Origin of the sequence: Solwaraspora sp. WMMD1047, assembly GCF_029626155.1 — a bacterium.
In the GTDB taxonomy this organism is placed as follows: domain Bacteria; phylum Actinomycetota; class Actinomycetes; order Mycobacteriales; family Micromonosporaceae; genus WMMD1047.
Window position 1 is genome coordinate 7,131,486 of the sequence record NZ_JARUBL010000001.1, and the last position, 24,278, is coordinate 7,155,763.

Here is a 24,278-nt window from a genome sequence, read left to right on the forward strand (position 1 = left end):
GACGACCTACTCGGTGCGCAGGGCGACCGCCACCCGGGTCCTCGCCGCCCAGCCGGCCGGGAGCAGGGCGCCGGCCACCGCGATGACCAGGCCGGCGAGGCCGAAGAGGAGCAGTTGGACCGGGCTGTAGACGTCCAGGACCGAGTCGGGCAGGCGGAAGCCGACGCTGCCGGCCATCTCCGTGATCACCGCCCGTTGCAGCAGCACCCCGAACGCCGTGCCGACCACCCCGCCGACCAGGCCCGTCACCACCACCGAGGCGACGACCATCGCGGTGGTCTGCCAGGGCGTCATCCCCAGCGCCTTGTGTACGCCCAGGTCGTGCACGCGTTCGCGGGTCTCCAGGACGACCGTGTTCAACACGCCGAGCGCGGCGACGACGATCAGCATGAGGCTGAGCAGCCCGGTCAGCGTGTTGACGACGATCACCATCTCGTTGGTGTCATGTGCGAGGCGGTCGGCCTGCGCGCCGACCGGTCGCAGTGCCGTCGACAGCGCCTCGGCGTACGTGCCGGCGTCGGTGCCGGACCGCACGGTCACGTAGTACACCGACGGGGTCAGCTCCGGCTCGGCCTGGCGCAGGGTGGCCAGGTCGGTGATCACCTGCATGCCGTCGTTGTCGACGTTGAAGACCTCGGCGACGATCGTGACCGGGATGTCGACGCCGTCGACGGTCAGGACGATGCTCTCCCCCACCTGCTTGCCGGCGGCGGTCAGGAACGGCGTCGAGACGGCGATCTGCCCCGGCCCGGTCAGCCAGGAACCAGAGACCATCCGGTAGTAGCGCGCCGAATCCGGCCCGGTGACGCCGACCGCGTCGAGGCTGCCGCTGATCCCGACGGCGGTGATCTCGCCGCGGGCCACGCCCATGAACCCGGCGGTGCCCGGCTGGTCGGTGATCGCCCGCTCGACCGCCGCCGGATCGTCGAGCCGCGGCGGCCCCTCCGGACCCGGACCCCGATCCGGTGCCGGCGCCGCCGGCGGGCCCGAACCCGGTGGCCCGTCCAGCCCGAGCTCGCGCACCACCCCGACCTCGACGTCGGCGATGTCCTCGACCTCCTGGACCCGGTTCAGCGAGGTACCGAGCCCTACGGCGAAGGTGACGGCGGCGGCGCCGAACGCGATCGCGGCGACGATGCTCACCGCCCGCACCGGCCGGGCGAAGGGGTGGGCCAGGCCGAGCGTCACCGGCCTGGACAGCGGCAACCGGCCGGTCAGCTTCGCCGCCCACCGGCCCCGACCGGGCCGGGGGGTACGGCCGACGGCGAGCGCGTCGACACTGCGCAACCGGCCGGCCCGCACTGCGGCGACCAGGGCGGTTACCGCCACCAGGGCGAGCGCGCCGCCGACCACCACCGCGTCGACCCAGAGCTCCACCCCGCTGTCGTTCGTACCGTAGACGCGGTTGGTCTGGGCGAGGATCGGCACGGTCAGCAGGTTGCCGGCGACCGCCCCGAGCACCGCACCGACCGTGGCCGGGATGAGCGCCTGGCCCACGTACGCCCGCACCACCTGCGCCGGGGTGAAGCCGAGCGCCTTGAGGATGCCGATCCGGCGGGTGGCGGTGGAGACGGCACCGGCGATCACGTTGCCGATGATCAACACCGCCATCACCACGCCCAGCACGCCGAACGCGATCAGGAACGGCACCAGCAGGAGAGTGTCGCTTATCGCCTCCCGGCGGACGTCCAGCCAGGACCGGAAGCCGGCATCGGCGGGCAGGGCCGCCGCCACCGCGGACCGGCCGATCTCGACCTGCCCGTCCGTCTCCGCCGAGGTGAAGCGATAGAGCATCTGGTACGCGCGGGCGCTGTCAGCCCCGGACCAGGCGGCGAGCTGCGCCGGGGTGGTCCAGGCGTCACCGGTCTGGCTGGCCGACCGGGCGATCCCGACGACGGTCACCGGCGCGTCGGGCGACGCGCCGGTGACCGTCCACCGCCGGCCGATCACCTGTAGCGGCAACCACAGGCGACCCCCCGTGGCCAGCACGATCTCGCCGGGTCCGGTCGCCCACCGGCCGCCGACGAGGACGATCTGATCGACGGCGCCGCCCGGGTCGGCCCGCCCGACGACGGTCAGCGCCGGCAGCGGGTGACCCTCCGGACTGGTCAGTTCGAGCTGCGCAGTCGGGAACGGTCCCGCCGACGCGGCCACCCCGGCGGCGCTGGCGGACGCGGCGAGCTGCGCCTCGGTGACCGTGCCGGCATCGACCGCTCCGGCGTCGATGGTGGCCGCGAGATGCGCCCCCTTCTGCTGTGTGAACGCCCGGTCGAACGGCCCCTGCGAGGCCACCATCAACGAACCGCCGAGCACCGCCGAGGTCACCGCGATCATCACGACCAGCCCGATCACAACGGTCTGGACCCGCCGCCGCCCCACCCCGGACCGCACCACCCGAGCCAACGCGCTCATGGCCGCCCCCGCTTCGCCGCACGCGGCCAGGAGGCGCCGGTCCGCTCACTCCGGGCGCTCATCGGACCGGCTCCATCGCGGAGTCGGCGGCGATCCGGCCGTCGAGGAGGTGGACGGTCCGGGTGGCGCACCGCTGGGCCAACTCCAGGTCGTGGGTGACCAGGACGATGGTCTGGCCGTCGGCGTGCAGCTCGGTCAGCAGGCGCATGACCTCCTCGCCGGAGGCGGTGTCCAAGGCCCCGGTCGGCTCGTCGGCCAACAGCAGCGCCGGCCGGTTCATCAACGCCCGCGCGACCGCGACTCGCTGCCGCTCACCACCGGAGAGCCGACCCGGGTAGGCGGCGGCGTGCCGGTCGACGCCGAGCCGGCCGAGCAGGTCGGCGGCCCGGCGCTGGGCGGCACCGCGACCCATCCCGGCCAGCTGCGCCGGCAGCATGACGTTGTCGACGACGGTCAGGTCGTCGAGCAGGTTGAAGAACTGGAACACCAGGCCGATCCGGGCCCGCCGGTACCGGGCCGACGCCGCCTCGCCGAGCTGGTCGACCCGTACCCCGTCGACGGTGACCGTGCCCGCGCTCGGCCGATCCAGCCCGGCGACCAGGTTGAGCGTGGTCGACTTGCCGCTGCCGGACGGGCCGAGGATCGCCACCGCCTCGCCGGGCGCGATCCGCAACGTCACCTCCCGCAGCGCCGGTGGTCCCTCGTCGTACCGGCGCGTCACCTCATGCAGTTCGATAAGCGGTGCGGTCATGTCCCCGTCTCCTCACGTGGTGTCAACTGGCGCTGACGCTATGGGCGGGTCCGATTCGGACGCATCGGCAGCGGGAGGCATCTTCGGTACCGCGTCGGGATGAGCGGTGGCGGCGTCATCCCTGCGAGGTAGGCGTACGACGTAGCAGGCCCGTTCCGTGGGTGGATGCCGGGAACCGACCCGGCGGCGAGAATGGGCCGATGACGGGGCGTGCGCTGGTCGGCCGGCTGTGGGCCGGGATCCGGTCCCTGGCGCGACCGGTCGGGCCGCTGCCGCCGCTGTCACGCCGGGGGCAGGTGTTCGACGCGCTGGTGGCGCTGGGGCTCGGCCTGGTCGCGATCCAGTCGGACGGGCCCGGGACAGACGACCGGCCGGCGCCGTTCCAGGTGGAGTTACCGCCGGACGTGGCGGACCGATCGGCCGAGCGAGTTTCCCCCTTGCCCCCGCCCCCGCCACCCCCACCGCCCCCGCCACCCCCGCCGCCCCCGGAGCCACCCGACCCGGTGTGGCCGCCATTCCAGCCGGTCGAGGACGACGGGTCCGGCTGGACGGTCGTCCTGCTCCTGCTGGTCGCGCTGCCGCTGGTGTTCCGGCGTCGGTATCCGCTCGGAGTGCTCTGGGCCCTGCTGGCGATAGCCGTCATCGTCAGCGAGAACCCGGCCGCGCTACGGCTTTCGTTCTTCGCCTGCGTCATCGCGGGCTACAGCGCGGCGGTCTTCAGCCCGTACAGGATTCCGGCGCTGGCCAGTCTGCCGGTGGCGGCGATCCTGCACGCCGGGCTGCAGTCGGACGCCAGCTCGGTCTCCGACGGTGCCGTGCCGTTCCTGATCCTGATCCCGATCGCGGTGGCGGCCGAGGGCCTGCGCCGCTGGAAGCAGCACGCCGACGAGGGCCGGGCCCGGCTGACGGCGATGGAGCACGAGCAGATCGAGGCGCTGCGCCGGGCCACCGAACTGGAGCGGGCCCGGATCGCGCGGGAGCTGCACGACGTGGTGACCCACAACGTCAGCGTGATGGTGATCCAGGCCGGCGCCGCCCGCAAGGTCATGGATGCCACGCCCGACGAGGCCCGGGCGGCGCTGCTCGCGGTCGAGGCCAGCGGCCGGGCGGCGATGACCGAGCTGCGACACGTGATGGGGCTGCTCACCATGGACGGCGACGCCACCGACGCCGCTGATGGCACGTCCGGCTCCGACAGGGCCGACCTGGCGCCGCAGCCGGGGCTCGACGGAGTCGACGCGCTGGTGCGACGGATGCGCGACTCCGGGGTCGAGGTCGAATTCGCGGTACGCGGAGAGCCGGTGCCGCTGCCGTCCGGGATCGAGCTGACCGGGTACCGGCTGGTGCAGGAGGCGCTGACGAACACCGTGAAACACGCGGCCGGCGCCTCCGTCCGGGTGCTCGTCGAGTACGCCGCGGACCACCTGCTGGTCGAGGTCACCGACACCGGCGGCCGACCCGGTGGGACCGCCGGCACCGGCACCGGCCGGGGGTTGATCGGTCTGCGGGAGCGGCTCGCGGTCTACGGTGGCACCCTGCAGGCGGGCCCGCGACTCACCGGCGGATACCGCGTCCGGGCCCGGATTCCGGTGGAGGTGTGATGACCGCGACGCCGCGGGTGGTGGTCGCCGACGACCAGGCGCTGGTCCGGGCCGGGTTCCGGATGATCCTGACCGCCGACGGGATCGAGGTGGTGGCGGAGGCCACCACCGGGGTCGAGGCGGTCGACGCGGTCCGCCGGCACCGCCCCGACGTGGTGCTGATGGACATCCGGATGCCGGAGCTGGACGGTCTGGCGGCAACCCGGCAGATCCTGGCCGGCCCCGGCGAGGCACCGCGCATCATCATGCTCACCACCTTCGACCTCGACCACTACGTGTACGCGGCACTGGCCGCCGGGGCCAGCGGCTTCCTGCTCAAGGACGTCACCCCGGAACAGCTGGTGGGTGCCGTCCGGCTGGTCCGCGCGGGCGACGCGCTGCTGGCGCCGGCGATCACCCGCCGGCTGGTGCAACGGTTCGCCCAGCACGACACCGACCCGCCGGTCGTCCACCGCGACCTGGCCGCGCTGACCCCGCGCGAGTTGGAGGTGCTGGGCCTGCTCGCCCAGGGCCTCAGCAACGCCGAACTCGCCGGCCGGCTGCACCTGTCGGAGGCGACCGTGAAGACCCACGTCGCCCGCATCCTGGCGAAACTCGGCCTCCGCGACCGCGTCCAGGCCGTCGTGGTCGCCTACCGCACCGGCCTGGTCACCCCCTGACGAAGTGCTGTGATCACGAAGGGTCCGGGTTGCCGCTACAACCCGGACCCTTCACGATCACGGTTCGACCCGACGGGCGGCGGTGTTACCTTTCCGGCGTGGCCGGGAGCGTGGTGATCGTCGAGCGGCTCACCGTCAGCTACGGCTCGACTGTCGTGTTGGACGGGCTCGGCGCGACCGTGAACAGGGGGGCCGTGCTCAGCCTGGTCGGGGAGAACGGGGCCGGGAAGTCGACCCTGCTGCGGTGTGTCACCGGGCTGCAGGAGCCGGACAGCGGGCACATCAGGGTCTTCGGGGACCCGCCCGACCGGGGTGCGCGCTTCTGGCGGCGGGTGGCGACCACCGTCGACAACCCGAGCTGGTACCACGGCCTGACCGTGCGGGAGCACGTCGAGCTGATCCGGATGGCGAACGGCGCCGACCCGGCCGACGGCACCATCGACGGGGTCTTCGAGCTGCTCGGGCTGACCGGGCTGGCCGACGCCACCCCGGTCACCCTCTCCTCCGGGCAGCGGCAGCGGTTCCTGCTCAGCGCGGTGCTGGCCCGCCCGAGTGAGCTGCTGGTCCTCGACGAGCCCGAGCAGCGGCTGGACACCACGATCCGGACGGTGGTCGCCGAGCACCTGCGGTCGTACGCCGAATCGGGTGGGTCGGTGCTGATGGCCAGCCACGACCCGGCCTTCGTCGCGAGCGTCGGCGGCGACGTGCTCGCCCTGGACCGCTCCGCCCAGCCGGCCCCGTGAGCACCACCGTATCGACAACCGGACCCGGAGCCGGGCCGAGCGGGGCCGAGCCGAGCGGGGCCGGACCGGGTCGGACCGGGCCGAGCGCGGCCGAGCTGCGGCGCTGGGTTCGGCGGCGGCGGGCGGCGGCCGGCGCTCGGGTCTCGGCCAGCAGCGTCTACGTGGTGGTGTTGACGGTCGTCGTCACGCTCGCCATGTTCGGTCCGCGGCTGCGGGACGCCGCCTGGCCGGCCGAGACCGCGCAGGGCCTGGCGGGCCTGGGCACGGGCGCGATGCTCGGGCTGGCGTTCCTCGCGATCTACGCGGCGCTGCGCCAGGCCGGCCCGGTGGTGATCGGTCGGGCCGACGCCTTCTGGCTGCTCACCGCCCCACTCCCCCGGCGGGCGTTGTTGTTGCCCGGGTTCGTCCGGGCGGCCACCGGCGCCGCCGTGGCCGGCGCCCTGATCGGCCTGGCCGGGGTGGGCAACCTGGCGGCCCGCCCGGTCCCACCCCAGCACTGGGCCTGCGCGACAGCCCTCGGTGCGGGCGTCGGCGTGCTGTTGACCACGGCCGCGGCCGCCGGGCAGCGCCGCCAGCGGGTCGGGCGGGTCCTGGACCGGGTCGCGATCGGCGCGCTGCTGGCCTTCGCCGCCGTGCTGATCACCGACGGTCGGTCCCGGCCCGCCGTGCTCACCGACCTTTCCGGGTACGCCGAAGCACCGGCCTGGTTCACCGAATTCGGCCCGCCGACGCAGGCGGTGACGGCGGTCGTGTTGGTGGTGGCGGCGCTCGCGGCGGGGTGGACGGGCTGGACGTTGGACCGGCTGCCGGCGTACCGGATCCAGCAGGCGTCGGTCGCGGCCGGCGCCTTTCTCGACGCGGCCTACGCCGCGGAGCCGTCGTTCGTGTTGGCGCCGCGCGAGCGGGGCTACTGGTCGGGGCGGGCGCTGCGGTCGGTGCCGCTGGGCCGGCTGCGCGGCCTGCCGGCGCTGGCCCGGCAGGATCTGCTGGTGCTGGGGCGGTACCGACGGCGGCAGTTGACGGTGCTCGGTGCGGTGCTGTTGCCGCTGGTGTTGGCGGACGGGCCGGCCTGGTTGGTGGCCGGGGCGGTGCTCTTCGGCGGGCTCTACGTGGCGGGGACCACCCTGGACGCGGTTCGGCAGGACGCCGATCATCCGGCGCTGATCCGGCTGCTCGGGCTGGCCGGGCGGCGGGTGATCGCGCAGCGGCTGCTGGTGCCGGGGCTGCTGGCCACCGTCTGGTGCGGGCTGACCCTGGCGGTGTTGGCGCCGCTGGTGCCGTTGCCGCCGGGTCCGTGGTGGGCGCTGGGGTTGGCGCTCGGGCCGGCGGTGGCGGTCGCGGCGGTGCACCGGGCCCGCTCCGGGCCGGTCAACAACGACCTGCCGTTGATCATCACGCCGATGGGGGCGGTCTCGCCGGGGCCGATCATCTGGGCGCTGACCGGCGCGGACGTGCTGGTGCCGCTGGGCCTGCCGGCGGCGTGGGCGCTCATCGCGTACCCGGTGGGTCTGTCCTGGTGGTGGGTGCTGGCGCAGGCGGTCTTCGCCGGGCTCGGCGCGGTGGTCTATCTGCTGTTGGCGACCAGTCGGCGGCGCGGCGAGCTGTAGGAGACAGGTTTGTGGGACCGGCGGCGGGCGCCCACAGCCGCCGCCGGCCCCTGCCTCCGTCAGGAGGCGGTACAGGTGGGCGTCATGCCCGACCCGCTGCCGCCCGCTTGGAAGCCGAATTCGGTCGACTGGCCGGCGGCGATCCGGCCGTTGTAGCTCACGTTCCTGAACTGGACGGCGCCGCTGTTGCCACTACGGTCGGCGCTCCAGGCGTTGGAGATGGTGGCGCCGGACGGCAGCGTCATCGAGACGGTCCAGCCGTTGGTTCCGGCCGAGCCGGCGGTCACCCGGACGGTGGCGACGAAGCCGCCGTTCCAGGAGTTCAGGGCGATGCTGGCGGTGCAGCCGGCGCCACCCGGCGGGGGCGTGGTGGGCGGCGGCGTGGTCGGGGGTGGGGTGGTGGGCGGCGGCGTGGTCGGGGGTGGGGTGGTGGTCGGCGGGGGCGTGGTCGGCGGCGGGGTGGTGGGGCTGGTGCCGTCGGTCAGGCTGCCGGGCACGGCCTGGAGGGCGTTGTACCAGGCGGTGGCCATCTTGCTGTAGCCGCTGGCGTTCGGGTGCACCAGGTCGGCCAGGTCGCCGGTGTTGAGGGCGGAGAAGATGTCGACGAAGTAGACCGGGCGGCCCGCGTTGGCGCGGGTCCGCACGAGCTGCGGGATGGCCGCGTTGAAGGTGCGGATCTGGTTGTTGATGCCGGTGTTGTTCGCCGGCACGATCGAGGCCACGAAGATCTTGGTGTCCGGCGACGCGGCGCTGATCTTGTCGATCAGGGCGGCCAGCCGGTTCGGGGCGTTCGGCAGGTCCCGGTTCTGGGTGATGTCGTTGGTGCCGATGTGCAGCAGCACGGTACGCGGCGTGTAGCTGCGCATCCAGGAGTTGATGTTCGCGTCGAGCTGGTCGATCCGCCAGCCGGAGTGGCCCTCGTGGTTGCGGTCGCCGAGGCTGGCGGGTCCGTTGGTCAGGGAGCCGACGAAGTCGACGTTGTAGCCACCGGCGACCACCTTCTGCCAGAGGTCGATCCGGTAGCCACCCGGCACGTTGAAGCCGTCTGTGATCGAGTCACCGAGCGGCATCACCCGGACCGCGGCGGCCTGCGCGCTGGCGCCGCTGTTGATCACGATGGCCATGGTCAGCAGCAACGCCGCCGCCAACCCCGCGGCACATCGACGAAGCACCGAGTTCACGAGCCACCCCTTTCTCGTTTCATAGTGGAGCGCGGAACGTTGCATCGAGATACGTGGATGGCAACCCATCGACCGGGGTCACGACGACCCCCGAACGGGTTCCGCGCGACGAACGGTCAGCCTCCTGCGCCGAGCGGCACCCGGCCCGCTGAATCCGTTTCAGCCGGACGCTGCGTCCGGAGCCACCGAGGCGACGTAGACCGTGTTGGCCGATTGCCCGCCCGTGAGCGGGTTGGGAAAACCGACCACGTGCGCCGCCGAGGTCGCGAACACCTCGTCGAGCACCGCGGCGAACCCGTCGTCCGGCGGATCGTCCGACCAGAGCGCGAAGACGCCGCCCGGCCGCAGTTGGCCGGCGAGCCGGCGGAGCCCGGCCGGTTGATAGAAGCCCGCGTGACCGGGGTGCAGGACGTGGCGGGGCGAGTGGTCGATGTCGACCAGAATGGCGTCGAACCGCCGGCCCGGCGCGTCCGGGTCCAAGCCGTCGCCGGCCGCGACCAGGGCGAAGAAATCCCCGGGTACGAGCCGGGTGCGCGGATCACCGGTCAGCTCGGCGGCGGACGGCAGCAGGTCGCGGCGGTGCCAGTCGATGACCGGGCCGAGCGCCTCCACGACGACCAGGGACCGCACCCGGGGGTCGGCCAGCGCCGCGCGGGCGGTGTAGCCGAGCCCGAGTCCGCCGACCACCACATCGAATCCGGCACCGGCGCCTGGCAGGGCGGCTCCGTTGCCGGCGCCCGGCAGGGCGGCCAGGCCAAGCCGGGCGAGTTCGATCTCGGCGACGGTGAAGAGGCTGGACATCAGGTACTCGTCGCCAAGCTTGACCTCGTACACGTCGATGTCGAGGGCGGGGTCGCGGCGGCGGCGCAGGCTGATCTCGCCGATCGGGGTCTGCTGCCAGTCAAGTTCCTCGAACCGGATGCTCAACGGCACTTCCCTTCTGCTGTGGACCACCCTGATCTTCAGTCTCGACGACCGACCCGGTTGAACCTAACCGAATGGCCATTTCCGGCGGGGTGGTCATAATGGACTAACCCGGCATCAGCTATGGTTTGTCGCCGAGGAGTCATACCGGGGGTTTTGTGATGGAGCGCCGTCTTTCGTTGATCATGGTTCTGCTGGCGACGTCTCTCGTCGCCGGCTGTTCGGCGACGTCGGACGCCCCATCCAAACCCGTCGACACGCCGTCCGTCGCCGACCGGCCGCAGGCCGATCGCGGCCGGTACGGGCCGGACGTCGTCCACCTGGCCGGCCTGCGGGACATCGAATTCGGCGAAAGCCAGCGGAAGCTGACCCGGGAGGGCACCCTGCTCCCGCAGACCACCCCGTGCGGCGCCCGCCTCGCCGGGGTCGCCACCGCCGGCCCGGTCTTCGACGAGGACCGGCTGGTGCTGCTCTGGGCCGACTCGCCGATGCAGACGCCGGAGGGAATCATGGTCGGCACCGCGGTGGAGCAGGTGCGCCGGGCCTATCCGCAGGCCACCCGGCTGACCGCGCCGCAGGGGACGTACCGGTTCGACGGGTTGCTGGCCACCGAGGGCGACCGGGCCTACCTGTTCCTGCACGACGGCCAGACCGTCCGCAAAACCGTCGTCGGGTACGCCGACTATGCCCGCAAGCTGTTCGACGAGGGCTTCGGCACCTGCTGACCGCTGACACCGTCGATCGCGGCGGTAACCGTCCACGGTGTGGTCTGTTGCCAATCCGGGGCAACGGTCGAGGAGCGATGGCAATAGATCTTGTCCGATATAGCATCTTCTGATGCCTGAATTCGAGTTCGATGTGGCGCTGTCGTTTGCCGGGGAAGATCGCGTTTTCGTCGAACGGGTCGCGAACATCCTCCGCGACAACCGCGTCCGGGTCTTCTACGACGAGTTCGAGGTGCTCACCCTCTGGGGGCTCGACCTCTACACGTTCCTCGACGACGTCTACCGCCACAAGTCCCGCTACGCGGTCGTGTTCGCCTCGGAGAACTACTCCCGCAAGATGTGGACCTCGCACGAGCGGCGCAGCGCCCAGGCCCGCGCGCTGCAGGAGAAGGACTCGTACCTGCTGCCGGTCCGGCTCGACGACAGCTCGGTACCGGGCCTGCGGCCGACCATCGGCTACATCGACGGCACCGCCCGCGGCCCCGAGGCGGTCGCCAAACTGATCATCGCGAAGATCGGCGCACCGACGCCGGCGCCGGAGCCCACCGAGCCGCCGGAGGATCGCCTACTGGGTGTCCCGCTCACCCCGGAGGAGAAGCAGTCGATCATCTCGACCCGGCCGCGCGGCTGGGAATACCTCCTCCTGGCCGGCGGCATCTGGCAGGGCGTACAGGAACTGGAGCCGAAACGGCTCGACCACGAGCTGCGCTACGCCCGCGCCTGCGACCGGTACATCACCCGCGACGGCATCCGGACCTTCAGCCAGCAGGCCATCGACCAGTTCACCAACCTGGTCGCAAAAGTCATGAACGTGGTACGCAAGGAGTCACAGGACTGGGCGCTCGGCGCGGCCGGCAGCCCCGGCGACCCGACCCGGATCAACCACCTGACCAAACGCTTCGCCAGCGCGTACGAGGAACTGCTGGACTGGGCCGCCGACGTGCGCGGCACCGCCTGCCCGGAGGAGTGCCGCCGACTGCTGGAGCTGATCGCCCGCTTCGCCGACGAGCCGGTCGAGAAGATCAACGAATTCGCCCGGCAGATCGTCGCCGAGGCCGGCCGTATCCCGGAGCACGTGGCCAGCGGCACCGACGAGGTTCTCAGCATCACCCTGGAACTGCGCTTCGACGGCGACCCCGACCTGGTCGCCGAATTCGGCCGTGAGCTGGACCGCCTCGACTGATGAGTTTCGGGTCGGCTGCGGGTCACAGTCTGCAGGAGCGTCGGCAGACTGGCGCCACACCCGGACGGAGACCCATGGCAAAGCTCATCTACTCGATGATCACCTCACTCGACGGTTACGCCGAGGCGGCGGACGGCAACCTCGGCACCGGAGCCGAAGACCCGGAGGTGCACACCTTCATCGGTGACCGCTTCCGCGCCGTCGGCACCTACCTCTACGGCCGCCGCATGTACGAGACGATGGTCTTCTGGGAGACCGCGCACACCCACCCCGACGCGCCGCCGCACATCGTGCAGTACGCCCGGGACTGGCAGGCCGCGGAGAAGGTCGTCTACTCCACGACGCTGGAGTCGGTGTCCAGCGCGAGGACGAGGATCGAGCGGACCTTCGACCCGGAGGCGGTAGGCAAGCTCAAGGCCGAGTCGGATCACGACCTGACCATCGACGGCCCGAACCTGGCGGCCCAGGCGATCCGGGCGGGCCTGGTGGACGAGTACCATCTCTTCGTCACCACGAGCGTGGTCGGCGGCGGCAAGCGGTTCTTCCCCGACGGCGTACGCCTGGATCTCCAACTGGTCGAGCAGCGCGCCTTCGACACCGGGCTGATCTACGCGCACTACCGCACCCGCTGATTCGGTCCCCGTCAGGCCGGGCGGATCAGTTCCGTCCGGTCGGCGGGGTACACCTCGGTCGTCCCGTCGGGATGCCGAACCTCGATCACGGGCACCCCTTCGTCCAGATCGCGATCGACCCGCTCCGGGTCATGCGGCATCCGGGCTATCGCAGTTCCGCCCGGCGGCAGTTCGACCGCCGCTCGATTGAGGGCTGCCCGGACCCGGGACCGTTCCCCGCGTTCGGTGGTCACCAGTCCTTCGGCGCGTAGCAACGCGAGCGCCTGTCGGACCGCGTCGCGACCTACACCGTGCTCCTGCGACAGCGTCGCCTCACTCGGCAACGGCGCGTCGGCCGGGTACTCGCCCGAGTAGATCCGCTCGCGGATCAGATTCGCCATCTGCCGGTAGACGGGCGTGTGTGAGCGCCGATCGATGGACATGCGCCGCAGCCTTGCTGACCCGTAAGGGCATGTGGTCTTGTGGCCCTGTGGCCATATGGCTACCCTGGACGCTACCTGACACGAACGATGCCCACGTCCGGATGCCCGAGACGGGCGACCACCGGATGTGCCCGACCGAAGAAGCCGAGGGTTGAACTTCAACGGACGTGCAGCGCAGCCCCCGACCGGGGCGGCGCGGAGTGGGGTGAATCAGCGGCCGGCTGGGGGCTATCGACGGGTTGGCCAGCGTTCGTTGACTCCCGATCTTCACGATGACGGCCGGCGACGGGTGTTCCGGCCGCTGCCCCGCGATGCCGTAGCCGCCTTCACCGGACTGACGCCCACCACACCCCGGTTCGTCATCCTGCTGCCGACCGAAACCACCGACCTGTGGAAGACGCTGAACCTCGCCGTGGTCCTCGGACGCTCCCTGCGACACGTACCCGACCTGCGCCCCCGCGACGAGCTCGTCCTCGATGTCGAGTCGAACACCTACCACCACGCCTTCTGCGACCTCGTCCTGCCCGGCAACCTCGACTGCTTGCGCCCCTGCGGCCACGACGGCCGCTGCCAGCCCCATTAGTTACCTCTTACAGGCTGGCAGCGATAGAACCAGTAGGCGGTATGACACGGAGGCATAATTATGACTCGGTGGTATATCACTCAACCGGCATGTTCTTTTGGGCGGGTTTACCTACGTGCAACAGGCGACGGTTGCGCTATGCTCCGCGTCGGGACAGGCACGGCGACGGATCAGAGGATTTCCGGCAACGCCGCCACCGCCCCCGCAATTTTCATTCAGCAACTTGCACCACAGCCGTGGAAATGCCGCACACTCGGCCCCAAAACTGAGTGAATCAAACGTGAAAGTGTGCGAGTTGATCGGCGCCCGCAACCGGAACCTAAGAATGGTGACAGAGGTTCTGGAATCACGGGAGGGCGACCCCGATGAGCGATCACTTCAACATCCTCCGCACCCTGGCCGTGCGGGGCGCGGCCCTGCTGGCCGGATTGGTGGTGCTGATCAGCGCCCCGGTGGGGCTACTGCTGTCGCCCATGTTGATCAGCACGGTCGACCGGGAGGACCGGGACTGGGCGCGGTTGAGCGACATCGGCGAGACGTACGGGGCGGTATCGGCGATGCTCGCCACGTTGGCCCTCGGCGTCGTCTCCGTGTCATTGATCCTGCAGCGGAGTCAGGTACGACACGAACGGATCTGGCTGCAGCGGGAACTCCATGTCAACATCGTCAGTTTCGCTATCGAGGACCCGGTCTTCGCCCAGTGCTGGGGCCCCCGGGTGGCCCCACCGGACATGGACGAGAGACTGTTCTACTACCTCAATCTGATCGTGATGCTCTGGTCGCACGCCTGGGAGCACCGGCTGTTGCCGGAAAGGCAGGCGCGGACCTACGCCCAGTCCCTCTTCGAAAGCGAGGTGGCCCGCGAATACTGGAACCGGTTCGGCGCCTGGCGCGCACCGGCCGGTTCCCGGGAGCGCAGCTTCATCCGCCTCGTGCAGCAGGAGTACGAACGAGCCGTACTCGCCGGTCCGCCGACCAGGCCGTACGAGCCGCCGGCCGGCTTTCCCGGCCCGTCGCCCGCGATGCCGCATGCCGAACCGTCACACGCGACCGCGACCCAGGTACGCGCGACGCGTCGGCCCGGCGACCAGTCCGGCCCCCGACGCAAAGGGCGGTGAGCCGGTGGTGACGGCAGCGCGGCCGGGGTGCCACGGACCGCGTCCTCGCGGCCCGTGGCGATCGGCAGCAAGCTATTCGCGTGGGTTCGCCAGACCCGGAGCTTTGACTCCGGACATGAAGCGGCTCCACGCGCTCGGCGCGAAGGCCAGACTGACCTCGGGGCGCTGCGAGTTGCGTACTCCGATCTCGGTTCCTGACGCCACCTCCACGCAGTGGTGTTCCGCTACGCAGCGATTGCTCTTCCGCCACGTCCCCTGAACAGAATTCAGTTTCACTGGACCAGTTCCCCCACGGTCGGCCGAAGCTTCGGCGAACTAACACGACGCAGCCACAATAGGCTACAAAAGGGAGTAAACCTGGATAAGACAGGCTTTTGCTGCCTGTGTCGCCACCGTCGTCCCGAAGGTGTCCTCATCTCGGTCACGACCGGACGAGGCGTACGCCGGTCACGAGCAGCCAGACGAGCCAGGCGACGAACCCCAGGAGCCCGACGAAGATCAGCGCCGAGCCGTCGGCGATCGCGAGGGTGCCGACCCCCGCGGCGAGCAGCAGGCTCCCGCCCACCACGCCCAGCAGGCGCTGCCAAGCCGGAGTCAGCCCGCTCGCGTGCGCGGCGAGGGCCGCGCCGACGAAGGTGATGCCGATCGTCGGCAGGGCCAGCGCGAACGCCGCCGCGTGAGCCTGCCAGACGAGTTCGAACGCGGGCGTCGGCTCGGCGAGGCCGTCGGCGGCGAGCGCGAGCCCGATCTGCAGGACGTTGACAAGCACGAAGGTGGCCGACAGCGTCGCGCCAGCGGCCAGGGCGAGGCGCGACCAGTCGGCGCCCGCTCCACCGCGACGCTCCACGAGGCCGTGCAGGCCCGTCACGAACACCAGCAGCAGCGGCAGATACAGCGCCACCAGACCGGACACGATCGCGACCGAGTCGCGGTTGGCCGCGTAGTAGGCCAGCACTTCCTCGATCGGAGCGCCATAGGTCAGCGCACCCGTCACCGCAAACAGCGCGTTCTCCACCACCACCAACACCGCGAACGCGATCGCCGCAGCACCGACGAGCCGGCCTCGAACGACCCCACTGCGGGCTGGCGTGGTGGCGGTCATCGGTCCTCCTTCGAGCGGAGCGGTCCGTCCGCCGGGGTGACGACGACCTTCCCTCGGGTGTGGCCGGCCCCGACGTAGCGGAGGGCGTCGGCTGCTTCGTCGAGGGGGTAGACGCGGTCGATGAGCGGCGTGACCTGCCCCGTCGCGAGCAGGTCGGCCAGGGTGAGCAGGTCCCGGCGCTTCTCGACCGACACGAGAGGCTTCAGTTGCTGACGGGTGAACCCGGACAGCAGGCGCGCTTTGGCGATCCGGCCGAGAGGGCCGATCCAGCGGCCGCCGCGACCGCTGTTGGGGATGAGCGTGCCGGTGGGCGTCAGCGCTCGACGGACATCCGCCAAGGGCTGGGCTTCCACGTTGTCGAGGATGATGTCGTAGCGCTTCTCGGCGCGGGTGAAGTCGGTCTTCGTGTAGTCAACGACGTGGTCGGCACCGAGCGACCGGACCAGGTCGACGTTGCGGGTGCTGCACACACCGGTCACCTCGGCGCCAAACGCCTTGGCGATCTGCACGGCGAAGGAGCCGACGCCACCCGACGCGCCGGTGACCAGCACCGTCTGGCCCGGTCGAACCTTCGCGGTGTCGCGCAATGCCTGCAGCGCCGCCATGGCCGAGGTGGGGACCGCCGCCGCGTCCACGGCCGACAGGTTGGTGGGCACGGACACGAGGTTGGCCGCTGGAACGCAGGCGTACTCCGCGAGCGTGCCAGCGGTGCTCCAGCCGAACACCTCCTCGCCAGGGCGGAAAGCGGTGACATCCTTTCCGACCGCTGCCACCACGCCGGCAAGGTCCCTGCCACGGATGCCGTTGCGCGGCCGGCGGAGCCCGAATGCCAGACGCGCCACGTAGGGCTCACCGGTCATGACGAAGTAGTCGCCGAGATGCACGGCGGCCGCGCCCACCTGGACGAGCACCTCGCCTCGACCGGGCAGTGGTAGCCCGACCTCGCACGACTCGAGCACTGAGGGTGGGCCGTAGCGGTGCCCGACGATGGCCCGCATCGTCGCCGCCCCCGCCTGACTGGCCCCTGGCACCAGGCGTGCTGAGGCGTTCGATCGCTGTTCGTCTCCCATCGGAGCCTCCTCAAGTCAGGGCTGCGACCCGGGCTCGTTCGTACACCGTACGACGTACGCTGTACTATCCTCGTACGGTGTACGATTGTCAAGCCATCTGAGGAAGCGAGGAGACCCGTGCCGGTGAGGAAGCAACGCCAGGGCACGTCGGACGCGGGGCTCAGCAAGCAGCGGGTGGTGGTTGAGGCGATCCGGCTCGCCGACCGCGACGGGGTCGACGGGCTGAGCATGCGCCGGCTGGCTGACGCGCTAGGCGCTGGCGCGATGTCCCTCTACCACTACGTGGCGAACAAGGAGGAGCTGCTGGACGCGATGATCGACGTCGTGTTCGAGGAGATCGAGCTCCCACCCGAGGGGACCGACTGGCAGTCGGCGATACGACGGCGGACGATATCCGCCCGACAGGTTCTCGCCCGCCACCCGTGGGCGATCGGCCTGATGGAGTCGCGGACATCGCCGGGACCCGCGCACCTGCGCCACCGCGAAGCGGTCACCGCCTGCCTGCGGAAGGCTGGCTTCCCGGTGCTGATGGCGACGCACGCCAACTGGTTACTCGACGTCTACCTCTACGGGTTCGCCCTGCAGGAAGCCAGCCTGCCGTTCGGCTCCGCCGATGAGTTCGCGGACATGGCCGAGGACGTCTATCTGCCCCAGCTTCCTCCGGACGAGTTTCCCTACCTCAACGAGTCCGCCGCGGCGCTCGTCGCCGCCAACTACGACCCGGCAGAGGAGTTCCTGTTCGGCCTCGACCTCGTCCTGGCCGCCCTCGAGCCCCTGAGAGCCTCCGGATAGCGACGAGAACGCGGTCATACCCGCGAGGGATATGACCGCGTTTCAGAGCGGTGGCGGCGGGATTTGAACCCGCGGAGGGCGTGAACCCTCACACGCTTTCGAGGCGTGCTCCTTAGGCCACTCGGACACACCACCGCCGAGAAGGGTACCCGACGTCCCCGCCGGGCCGCCGGCTGCACCCCGCCTGGCAGGATCACCCCCATGAGTACGCACATCGGCGCGAAGCCGGGCGAGATCGCCGAGCGGGTCCTGATGCCGGGTGACCCCCTGCGGGCCAAGTGGATCGCGGAGACCTACCTCGACGACGCGAAGTGTTACTCGACCGTGCGGGGCATGCTCGGCTTCACCGGCCGGTGGTCCGGGGTCGAGGTCTCCGTACAGGGGTCCGGCATGGGCATGCCGTCGGCGTCCATCTACGCCCACGAGCTGATCAACGACTACGGCGTCCGGACGCTGATCCGGGTCGGCTCCTGCGGGGCGATCACCGACGACCTCAACCTGCGGGACGTGATCGCCGCGAGCGGGTCGTCCACCGACTCGAACATGAACCGGGTGCGCTTCGACGGGCTGATCGACTACGCCCCGGTCGCCGACTTCGGGCTGCTGCGTACCTCGGTCGAGGTGGCGCAGCGGCGCGGCGTGCCGGTGCGGGTCGGGTCGGTCCTGGCCGCCGACGCGTTCTACACCGACCGCCCGGACCTCTACGACCGGTTGGCCGACTACGGCGTGCTCGCCGTCGAGATGGAATCGGCCGCGCTCTACACGATCGCCGCCCGCTTCAAGGCCCGCGCACTGACCCTGTTGACCGTCAGCGACCACATCAAGACCGGCGAGCGGACCACCGCGCAGGAGCGCGAGCAGACCTTCAGCCAGATGGTCGAGATCGCCCTGGACACCGCCACCACCGTCTGATCCCGGCCCGGCGCGGTGAGGTGATCCGCGCGATCACCCCGCCGCGCCGGCTCGTCAGGGAGTGGCCAGCGCCTCCGTCGGGGAGAGCCGGGCGGCCCGGATCGCCGGATAGAGACCGGCGACTGCCCCGATCACCAGGGTCGCGCCCACCCCGCCGACGCTCACCCAGGCCGGGACCACGGTCGGCCAGCCCTGCGACAGGGCATAGCCGGCGGTCACTGCCACCCCGAGCAGCACCCCACCCAGGCCGCCGAGCGCCGACAGCAGCAGCGACTCGGCCAGGAACTGCGTCCGCACCTGCCCCCGGGTCGCCCCCAGCGAACGACGGAGACCGATCTCGGCCCGCCGCTCCAACACCGAGATGACCATCGTGTTGGCCACCCCGACCCCGCCCACCAGCAGCGCCACCGCGCCCAGCCCGAGCAGCAGCCCGGTGAACGCCTCGTCGGTGGCCTGCTGGGCGGCGAGCGCGTCGGACGGCCGGGAGACGTCGACCTCGTTCGGCGCCGACGGGTTGGCGGTCGCCGCCAGCACGTCCCGGACGGCCGCCACGTGGGCGTCGGCCGAGCGGGTGTAGACGGTCGTCGGGTGGCCGTCGAAGCCGAGGTAGCTGCCGGCGGCCGACCAGCCGACCAGCGCCGTCGAATCCAGCTCCGACGCCAGCGGCACCGGGGCCAGGATGCCGACCACGGTGAACCACCGGCCGCCGATCTGCACCCGCACGTCGGTGCCGGCCGCGCCCAGCCCCAGCCGGTCGGCGGCCGCCGCGCCGAGCACGGTGGCCGGATACCGGGCGGTGGCCGCGTTGAGCCAGCTTCCACTGACCACCTCGCCGCCGACGGTGTCCAGCAGCTCCAGGCTGGTCGCCCGGGTGGCCAGCCCACCGGTCTGCGCGCGCGGGATCCGATCGGACCGGTAGACCGGGGTGTCGGCGAGCTGCGCGGTCGCCGCCACCTGCTGAACTGGCCCGATCCGCCCGATCATCGCCACCGACTCGACCGGCAGTTGCGCGTCCTCGCCGAAGAAGGTGCTGCCGGGCGAGACGGTGAGCAGGTTGGTGCCCAGCGTCGCCAGCATCCGGTCCAGTTCGGCGCGCGACGACGACGAGATGCCGACCACGGCGATCATCGCGGCGATACCGATGGCGATGCCGAGCGCCGACAGGAACGCCCGCAGCGGCCGGGTCCGCAGCCCGACCCCACCCACCCGCAACACGTCGGCCGGCCGCATCCGCGCCGGCACCAGCCTCGCCGGCCCGCCGCCAGCCGGCGCGGTCCGCCCGGCCCCCCGCCGAGTCACCGTCGCGGTCATCGGGCCACCTCCACGGGTACGCCAGCAGCCACCCCCGGCGACCCGCCAACATCCGCCGCTGACCCGCCGTCGTCCGACAGCACGAGGCCGTCGCGCATCCGGACCTGGCGGGGCAGGCTGGCGGCGATCTGCAGGTCGTGGGTGATCACGATGACCGTGGTGCCGGCGGCGTGCAGTTCGCGCAGCAGGTCCATCACCCCGGCGCCGGACGTCGAGTCCAGGTTGCCGGTCGGCTCGTCGGCCAGCAGCACCGGCGGCTCACCGCTCACCGCCCGCGCGATGGCCACCCGCTGACGTTCCCCGCCGGACAGCTCGTGCGGCCGGTGGTCCAGCCGGTGCGCCAGCCCGACCCGCCGCAACGCGGCCTCCGCCCGCCGCCGCCGCTCCGATCGGGGTACGCCGTTGTAGAGCAGCCCGTCGGCCACGTTGTCGACCACCGGCACCCCGGGGGCCAGGTGGAACTGCTGGAACACGAAGCCGATCCGGCTGGCCCGCAGCGCGGACAGTTCCCGGTCGGAGAGGCGGGCCACGTCGTACCCGTCGATGACCACGGTGCCGGCGGTCGGCCGGTCCAGGGTGCCGATCACGTTCAGCATGGTCGACTTGCCCGAGCCGGACGGTCCGACGATCGCCACCAGTTCACCCCGGCGGATGGTCAGCGACACCCCGCCGAGCGCGGTCACCCCGCCGCCGTAGACCTTCGTCACGCCGGTCAGCTCCACCACCGGCGGGGCCGCTGCCGGGTCAGTCATTCGGCACCCCGACGGCCAGCCCTTCGGCGATGTCGGGGCCGGAGACCTCGACCTGGCCGGCGGCGAAGAGGCCGGTCTCGACCGCCACGATCCGGGTTTGCTCCCCCTCGACGACCTCCAGGCCGTACCCGCCCTCGGCGACCGCGAGCAGCGCGGCAACCGGAACGCTCAGCACGTCGGCGCGCTCGTCGGCGGTGAACCCGACCTCGACCGACGCCTGGTCGTAGTCGGCGAGCGGCGCCGGGTCGTCACCGGTGACGGTGACCTCGATCTTCGTCTCGGTGCTCGCCTCCTGACCGCCGCCACCCGCCGAGGTCTCGATCACCGTCTCGACCATGGTGATCTTCCCGGTGGTAGCCGTGCCGTCCGGCAGGTTGATGGTCACCGGGGCGTCCCGCCGGGCAAGCCGCTGGTCGTCGATGTCCAACTCGACGGTGATCACCCGGGCGGTGCCGGTGAAGGTGACCACCGCTGAGCCGGGTTGCACCGTATCGCCGATGGCGGCGTCGTGGCTGTCGACGCGGACCGCACCGGCGGCGTAGACGATCCGGCCCGGCTCCACCCGGCCGGTCTCGGGCAGGCCCAGCTTCTCCTGCCAGTCGCGCACCGCGTCGGCGGTGGCGGAGGTGTAGTCGGAGTCGACGGTGAAGCCGTCGTTGCCGAGCGCGGCGAGGTTCTGCTCGAACTGCTTGACGTCCCGGCCGTCCATCCCGGGCTCCAACATCCGGTACGCCGGCAGCGACCCGTGCAGCAGCACCACCGGCTCCTCGTCCACCCGGTAGAGCGCCTGGCCCCGCTTGACCGTGGTCCCGGTGGCCGGCAGCCAGGTCACCGTGCCGCCGGCCCGGCTGGCGGCGGCGCGGGTGGCGCCGTACCCGAGTTCGCCGTTGTGCGTTTCGCGGTCCACCAGGGTCTGCCGGGTGATGGTGGCGGTGGCCGGCGGCAGCGTCGAGCCGCTGGCCGTACTCTCGCTGCCGCCACCGAAACCGACCGCGGCCGCGACCCCCGCCGCCACCACGACCACCGCAGCGAGCACCGCGACCGCGGTCCGGGCGCGCGGGCGGCGGCGCCGGGCGCCCCCGTCGGTCTGCGCTGTCCCGGTCACGAGCCACCGCCCCGGCGGCCCAGGTTGGGCATGAACTCCTGGCACTTCTCGAACGCGGCCCGCACCGCCGGGTCCTGCGGGTCGATGTCGCCCTGACCCAGCTGGATCCGGCCGTCGGCCGCCGGGTCCGGGAAGTCCGGCACCCCGTTCTCGCGCATGCACTTGGCGAGTTCGCGGACCGCCTCGACCTGCTCCGGGTCGAGCTGCACCCCCTCGCCGCCGTTCGGGGCGAACTCCCGGCACGCTTCGGCGGCGGCCCGGACCTGCTGCGGGTCGACGTCCTCGCCGAAGTTGAACCGCGGTCCCCGCTGGCCGGGCTCCGGGTCCGGCACGTCCAGGCCCTGCCCGCGCAGGCACTCGGCGAACTTGAGCCGGCGCTCGTCCTCGCTCAGCTCCGCGGCCGGTGAGGCGGACGCCACACCGGCGCCGCCGTCGCCCACCGACGCGACGCCGGAGGCGTCGTCGGATCCGCCTCCGCAACCGGCCAGCGCGAGGCCGATCACCAGGGCAAGGACCGCCCCCAGCGCCCTGGCCCGGCCGGTCGACCGGCGACGCCGTACCCGTTCACCTGGTCGTCGCAGCTCACCGGGCGCGGGGCGACCGGCTTTCAGCCGCGGCGCGGCGGCAGTCTGTTGGAACATCGTCCGTCGCTCCCTTTCGGGGCCGGCTCCCTACGCCGGCCGTTGTGGACAAGTCGACTCCCCGGGCGGTATCCGGGGCGTAACCGTCGGAGTTAACGGCCGCGTTATCCGGCGGCGCGCGACGATGTAGCGGTGCGAGTGCTGGTGGTGGAGGACGAGCGGCTGATGGCGGACGCGGTCACCGAGTGGCTGCGCCGGGAGGCGTTCGCGGTGGACACCGTCTACGACGGGGACGCCGCCCTGGAACGGCTCGGCGTCAACGAGTACGACGTGGTGGTGCTGGACCGGGACCTGCCGGTGGTGCACGGCGACGACGTCTGCCGGGCGATCGTGGACAGCGGCGGGGCGACCCGGGTGCTGATGCTGACCGCCGCGGCGGCGGTCCGGGACCGGGTGGCCGGCCTGGCGCTCGGCGCCGACGACTACCTGATCAAGCCGTTCGCGCTGGCCGAACTATCCGCCCGGGTGCACGCGCTGACCCGGCGCGCCCGGCCGGCCGCCCCGCCGCAACTGACCCGGGCCGGCATCGTGATCGACCCGGCCCGTCGCGAGGTGCACCGGGACGGCCGGTACGTCGCGTTGTCCCGCAAGGAGTTCGCCGTGCTGGCCGAGCTGATGCGGGCCGAGGGCGCGGTGGTCTCCGCCGAGGAGCTGCTGGAACGGGCCTGGGACGAGCACATCGACCCGTTCACGAACGTGGTGCGGGTGACGATCATGAAGTTGCGCCGCAAGCTGGGTGAGCCACAGGTGGTCCAGACCGTCCCGGGAGTGGGGTACCAGATCCCGTGAAACGACTCAGCCTGCGGCTGCGGCTCACCCTGATCCACGGCGGCCTGGTCCTGCTCGCCGGGGTGCTCCTGCTCGGCGTCACCTACGTCCTGGTCGACCAGCGGATGTCGCACCTGTTCGGACCGGCGCTACCCGACCGGGAGGTGACCGCCGAGCTGCTGGCCGAACGGCGGATCGCCGGGCAGGACATCGAGCAGCTCCGGCAGTTCGTCCAGCGGGTCCAGGACGAGGCCCGGGAGAACGCGCTGAACTCACTGCTCACCCAGGGCGGGGTCGCGTTGGTGGTGGTTTCGTTGATCGCCGTCGCGTTCGGCTGGCTGATCGCCGGCCGGTCGTTGCAGCCGCTGCACCAGATCACCGCCACCGCCCGCCGCATCGCCGGTGCCGAGACCGCCGGGCGGGGGCTGCACGAGCGGATCGCGCTGCGCGGCCCCCGCGACGAGGTACGCGAGCTGGCCGACACGTTCGACCTGATGCTGGAACGGCTGGACCGGTCCTTCGACGGGCAGCGGCGGTTCGTGGCGAACGCCTCGCACGAGCTGCGCACCCCGCTCGCGCTGAACCGCACGCTCGTCGAGCTGGCGGTCAGCCGCCCGGACGCGGCGCCGGGCACCCGGCAGCTCGGCGAGACGCTGCTGGCGGTGAACGCACGACACGAGCGACTGATCGAAGGGCTGCTCACGCTCGCCGACTCGGAGAGCGGCCTGGTGGACCGGACCCCGGTGAACCTGGCCGAGGTCGCCGCGCACGTCGCCGACCAGGCGGCCGCGCGGCTGGCAGATCAGTCGGCCCCGCCGGTGGCAGATCAGGCGGCCCCGCCCGTGGCAGATCAGGCGGCCGCGCAGGCGGGCGACCAGACGGTCGCCGGGCTGGCGATCCGGCGGGAGTTGGCGCCGGCGCGGACGGTCGGCGATCCGGTGCTGCTGGAGCGGCTGACCCAGAACCTGGTGGAGAACGCGGTACGCCACAACGTCGCGGCCGACGGCTGGGTGTCGGTCAGCACCGGCACGGTCGACGGCTGGGCGCTGCTGTCGGTGAGCAACTCCGGGCCGGTGGTGCCGCCGTACGAGGTGGAGGCGATCTTCCAGCCGTTCCGGCGGCTGCGGCAGGAGCAGGTGGAGGGTCGCGGTTTCGGTCTCGGACTGTCGATCGTGCGGGCGGTGGCGCACGCCCACGGCGGGCGGGCGGTGGCCGTCCCGCGCGACGGCGGCGGCCTCACCGTCACCGTCTCGCTGCCGCCGGCCTCGTCGCCGGCCGTCTGAC

The 24,278-nt window shown here is 71.8% G+C and carries 24 protein-coding genes and 1 tRNA gene; 13 read left to right on the top strand and 12 right to left on the bottom strand.

Annotated elements, in window-relative coordinates; translation table 11 throughout:
* Positions 1-6 precede the first annotated feature (6 nt).
* Entirely contained in the window at positions 7-2,412 is a 2,406-nt protein-coding gene (locus tag O7627_RS32635; protein WP_278097274.1) for an FtsX-like permease family protein, read from the bottom strand.
* 58 nt (positions 2,413-2,470) lie between these two features.
* A complete protein-coding gene (locus O7627_RS32640) occupies positions 2,471-3,163 on the bottom strand; it encodes an ABC transporter ATP-binding protein (protein ID WP_278097275.1) in 693 nt (230 codons plus the stop codon).
* 200 nt (positions 3,164-3,363) lie between these two features.
* Between O7627_RS32640 and O7627_RS32645 the strand changes: the two genes are divergently transcribed.
* From O7627_RS32645 to O7627_RS32660, 4 genes are all read left to right on the top strand, one after another.
* The gene (locus O7627_RS32645) at positions 3,364-4,764 is read left to right on the top strand and encodes a histidine kinase (protein WP_278097276.1); all 1,401 of its coding nucleotides are present in this window, start codon (positions 3,364-3,366) and stop codon (positions 4,762-4,764) included.
* Positions 4,764-5,423 carry a response regulator transcription factor gene (locus O7627_RS32650; RefSeq protein WP_278097277.1) on the top strand — a complete coding sequence of 220 codons (660 nt, stop codon included), beginning with the start codon at positions 4,764-4,766 and terminating at the stop codon, positions 5,421-5,423. Before O7627_RS32645 ends, O7627_RS32650 begins: the two co-directional genes overlap by 1 nt.
* A gap of 98 nt (positions 5,424-5,521) precedes the next feature.
* A complete protein-coding gene (locus tag O7627_RS32655) occupies positions 5,522-6,166 on the top strand; it encodes an ABC transporter ATP-binding protein (RefSeq protein WP_278097278.1) in 645 nt (214 codons plus the stop codon).
* Positions 6,163-7,773 (top strand): DUF6297 family protein, encoded by a 1,611-nt coding sequence (locus O7627_RS32660; RefSeq protein WP_278097279.1) that lies wholly within the window; start codon positions 6,163-6,165, stop codon positions 7,771-7,773. Before O7627_RS32655 ends, O7627_RS32660 begins: the two co-directional genes overlap by 4 nt.
* A gap of 59 nt (positions 7,774-7,832) precedes the next feature.
* On the opposite strand, the gene O7627_RS32665 is transcribed toward O7627_RS32660, so the two are convergent.
* On the bottom strand, positions 7,833-8,954 hold the full coding sequence (locus tag O7627_RS32665) for a GDSL-type esterase/lipase family protein (protein WP_278097280.1): 1,122 nt from the start codon (positions 8,952-8,954) through the stop codon (positions 7,833-7,835).
* 159 nt (positions 8,955-9,113) lie between these two features.
* The gene (locus O7627_RS32670; RefSeq protein ID WP_278097281.1) at positions 9,114-9,887 is read right to left on the bottom strand and encodes a spermidine synthase; all 774 of its coding nucleotides are present in this window, start codon (positions 9,885-9,887) and stop codon (positions 9,114-9,116) included.
* A gap of 152 nt (positions 9,888-10,039) precedes the next feature.
* On the opposite strand from O7627_RS32670, the gene O7627_RS32675 reads away from it, so the two are divergent.
* The 3 genes from O7627_RS32675 (at position 10,040) to O7627_RS32685 (ending at position 12,418) form a co-directional block, all read left to right on the top strand.
* Positions 10,040-10,603, top strand: coding sequence for a hypothetical protein (locus O7627_RS32675; protein ID WP_278097282.1), 564 nt, complete (start codon positions 10,040-10,042; stop codon positions 10,601-10,603).
* Positions 10,604-10,715: 112 nt separating this feature from the next.
* Positions 10,716-11,786 (top strand): TIR domain-containing protein, encoded by a 1,071-nt coding sequence (locus O7627_RS32680; protein WP_278097283.1) that lies wholly within the window; start codon positions 10,716-10,718, stop codon positions 11,784-11,786.
* A 74-nt stretch (positions 11,787-11,860) separates the two neighbouring features.
* Entirely contained in the window at positions 11,861-12,418 is a 558-nt protein-coding gene (locus tag O7627_RS32685) for a dihydrofolate reductase family protein (protein ID WP_278097284.1), read from the top strand.
* Positions 12,419-12,429: 11 nt separating this feature from the next.
* Here O7627_RS32685 and O7627_RS32690 read toward each other — a convergent pair whose 3' ends face one another.
* Positions 12,430-12,840 carry a winged helix-turn-helix domain-containing protein gene (locus tag O7627_RS32690; RefSeq protein WP_278097285.1) on the bottom strand — a complete coding sequence of 137 codons (411 nt, stop codon included), beginning with the start codon at positions 12,838-12,840 and terminating at the stop codon, positions 12,430-12,432.
* A 253-nt stretch (positions 12,841-13,093) separates the two neighbouring features.
* On the opposite strand from O7627_RS32690, the gene O7627_RS32695 reads away from it, so the two are divergent.
* Positions 13,094-13,423, top strand: coding sequence for a hypothetical protein (locus O7627_RS32695; protein WP_278097286.1), 330 nt, complete (start codon positions 13,094-13,096; stop codon positions 13,421-13,423).
* Positions 13,424-13,788: 365 nt separating this feature from the next.
* Positions 13,789-14,541 carry a DUF6082 family protein gene (locus tag O7627_RS32700; protein WP_278097287.1) on the top strand — a complete coding sequence of 251 codons (753 nt, stop codon included), beginning with the start codon at positions 13,789-13,791 and terminating at the stop codon, positions 14,539-14,541.
* 421 nt (positions 14,542-14,962) lie between these two features.
* Here O7627_RS32700 and O7627_RS32705 read toward each other — a convergent pair whose 3' ends face one another.
* Together O7627_RS32705 and O7627_RS32710 are read right to left on the bottom strand one after the other, a co-directional pair.
* Complete coding sequence (locus O7627_RS32705; protein ID WP_278097288.1) at positions 14,963-15,643, bottom strand: hypothetical protein; 681 nt, start codon at positions 15,641-15,643, stop codon at positions 14,963-14,965.
* Positions 15,640-16,641, bottom strand: a complete 1,002-nt coding sequence (locus O7627_RS32710) for an NAD(P)-dependent alcohol dehydrogenase (RefSeq protein WP_278098525.1) — start codon at positions 16,639-16,641, stop codon at positions 15,640-15,642. The genes O7627_RS32705 and O7627_RS32710 overlap by 4 nt, the downstream gene beginning before the upstream one ends.
* Positions 16,642-16,836: 195 nt before the next feature.
* Here O7627_RS32710 and O7627_RS32715 point away from each other — a divergent pair, with 195 nt between their 5' ends.
* Positions 16,837-17,505, top strand: a complete 669-nt coding sequence (locus O7627_RS32715; RefSeq protein ID WP_278097289.1) for a TetR/AcrR family transcriptional regulator — start codon at positions 16,837-16,839, stop codon at positions 17,503-17,505.
* A 48-nt stretch (positions 17,506-17,553) separates the two neighbouring features.
* Here O7627_RS32715 and O7627_RS32720 read toward each other — a convergent pair.
* Positions 17,554-17,640, bottom strand: a tRNA-Ser gene (locus O7627_RS32720).
* A 66-nt stretch (positions 17,641-17,706) separates the two neighbouring features.
* Here O7627_RS32720 and deoD point away from each other — a divergent pair.
* Complete coding sequence (gene deoD / locus O7627_RS32725) at positions 17,707-18,417, top strand: purine-nucleoside phosphorylase (RefSeq protein WP_278097290.1); 711 nt, start codon at positions 17,707-17,709, stop codon at positions 18,415-18,417.
* A gap of 54 nt (positions 18,418-18,471) precedes the next feature.
* Here deoD and O7627_RS32730 read toward each other — a convergent pair whose 3' ends face one another.
* From O7627_RS32730 to O7627_RS32745, 4 genes are all read right to left on the bottom strand, one after another.
* On the bottom strand, positions 18,472-19,647 hold the full coding sequence (locus O7627_RS32730) for an ABC transporter permease (RefSeq protein WP_278098526.1): 1,176 nt from the start codon (positions 19,645-19,647) through the stop codon (positions 18,472-18,474).
* A gap of 77 nt (positions 19,648-19,724) precedes the next feature.
* On the bottom strand, positions 19,725-20,453 hold the full coding sequence (locus O7627_RS32735; protein ID WP_278098527.1) for an ABC transporter ATP-binding protein: 729 nt from the start codon (positions 20,451-20,453) through the stop codon (positions 19,725-19,727).
* 19 nt (positions 20,454-20,472) lie between these two features.
* Entirely contained in the window at positions 20,473-21,585 is a 1,113-nt protein-coding gene (locus O7627_RS32740) for a peptidoglycan-binding protein (protein WP_278097291.1), read from the bottom strand.
* Positions 21,582-22,226 carry a hypothetical protein gene (locus O7627_RS32745; protein WP_278097292.1) on the bottom strand — a complete coding sequence of 215 codons (645 nt, stop codon included), beginning with the start codon at positions 22,224-22,226 and terminating at the stop codon, positions 21,582-21,584. Before O7627_RS32745 ends, O7627_RS32740 begins: the two co-directional genes overlap by 4 nt.
* 132 nt (positions 22,227-22,358) lie before the next feature.
* Between O7627_RS32745 and O7627_RS32750 the strand changes: the two genes are divergently transcribed.
* Positions 22,359-23,015, top strand: coding sequence for a response regulator transcription factor (locus O7627_RS32750; protein ID WP_278097293.1), 657 nt, complete (start codon positions 22,359-22,361; stop codon positions 23,013-23,015).
* Positions 23,012-24,277: a HAMP domain-containing sensor histidine kinase gene (locus O7627_RS32755; protein ID WP_278097294.1), complete on the top strand. Its 1,266-nt coding sequence runs from the start codon at positions 23,012-23,014 to the stop codon at positions 24,275-24,277. The genes O7627_RS32750 and O7627_RS32755 overlap by 4 nt, the downstream gene beginning before the upstream one ends.
* The last annotated feature ends 1 nt before the right edge of the window (position 24,278 follow it).

Excerpts from the sequence above, each read along its gene's own strand:
- O7627_RS32745 (WP_278097292.1), bottom strand. The coding sequence starts at position 22,226 with ATGTTCCAACAGACTGCCGCCGCGCCGCGGCTGAAAGCCGGTCGCCCC.
- O7627_RS32730 (WP_278098526.1), bottom strand. The coding sequence starts at position 19,647 with ATGCGGCCGGCCGACGTGTTGCGGGTGGGTGGGGTCGGGCTGCGGACC.
- O7627_RS32635 (WP_278097274.1), bottom strand. The coding sequence starts at position 2,412 with ATGAGCGCGTTGGCTCGGGTGGTGCGGTCCGGGGTGGGGCGGCGGCGG.
- O7627_RS32705 (WP_278097288.1), bottom strand. The coding sequence starts at position 15,643 with ATGACCGCCACCACGCCAGCCCGCAGTGGGGTCGTTCGAGGCCGGCTC.
- deoD (WP_278097290.1), top strand. The coding sequence starts at position 17,707 with ATGAGTACGCACATCGGCGCGAAGCCGGGCGAGATCGCCGAGCGGGTC.
- O7627_RS32675 (WP_278097282.1), top strand. The coding sequence starts at position 10,040 with ATGGAGCGCCGTCTTTCGTTGATCATGGTTCTGCTGGCGACGTCTCTC.
- O7627_RS32645 (WP_278097276.1), top strand. The coding sequence starts at position 3,364 with ATGACGGGGCGTGCGCTGGTCGGCCGGCTGTGGGCCGGGATCCGGTCC.
- O7627_RS32690 (WP_278097285.1), bottom strand. The coding sequence starts at position 12,840 with ATGTCCATCGATCGGCGCTCACACACGCCCGTCTACCGGCAGATGGCG.
- O7627_RS32640 (WP_278097275.1), bottom strand. The coding sequence starts at position 3,163 with ATGACCGCACCGCTTATCGAACTGCATGAGGTGACGCGCCGGTACGAC.
- O7627_RS32650 (WP_278097277.1), top strand. The coding sequence starts at position 4,764 with ATGACCGCGACGCCGCGGGTGGTGGTCGCCGACGACCAGGCGCTGGTC.
- O7627_RS32700 (WP_278097287.1), top strand. The coding sequence starts at position 13,789 with ATGAGCGATCACTTCAACATCCTCCGCACCCTGGCCGTGCGGGGCGCG.
- O7627_RS32710 (WP_278098525.1), bottom strand. The coding sequence starts at position 16,641 with ATGCGGGCCATCGTCGGGCACCGCTACGGCCCACCCTCAGTGCTCGAG.
- O7627_RS32685 (WP_278097284.1), top strand. The coding sequence starts at position 11,861 with ATGGCAAAGCTCATCTACTCGATGATCACCTCACTCGACGGTTACGCC.
- O7627_RS32680 (WP_278097283.1), top strand. The coding sequence starts at position 10,716 with ATGCCTGAATTCGAGTTCGATGTGGCGCTGTCGTTTGCCGGGGAAGAT.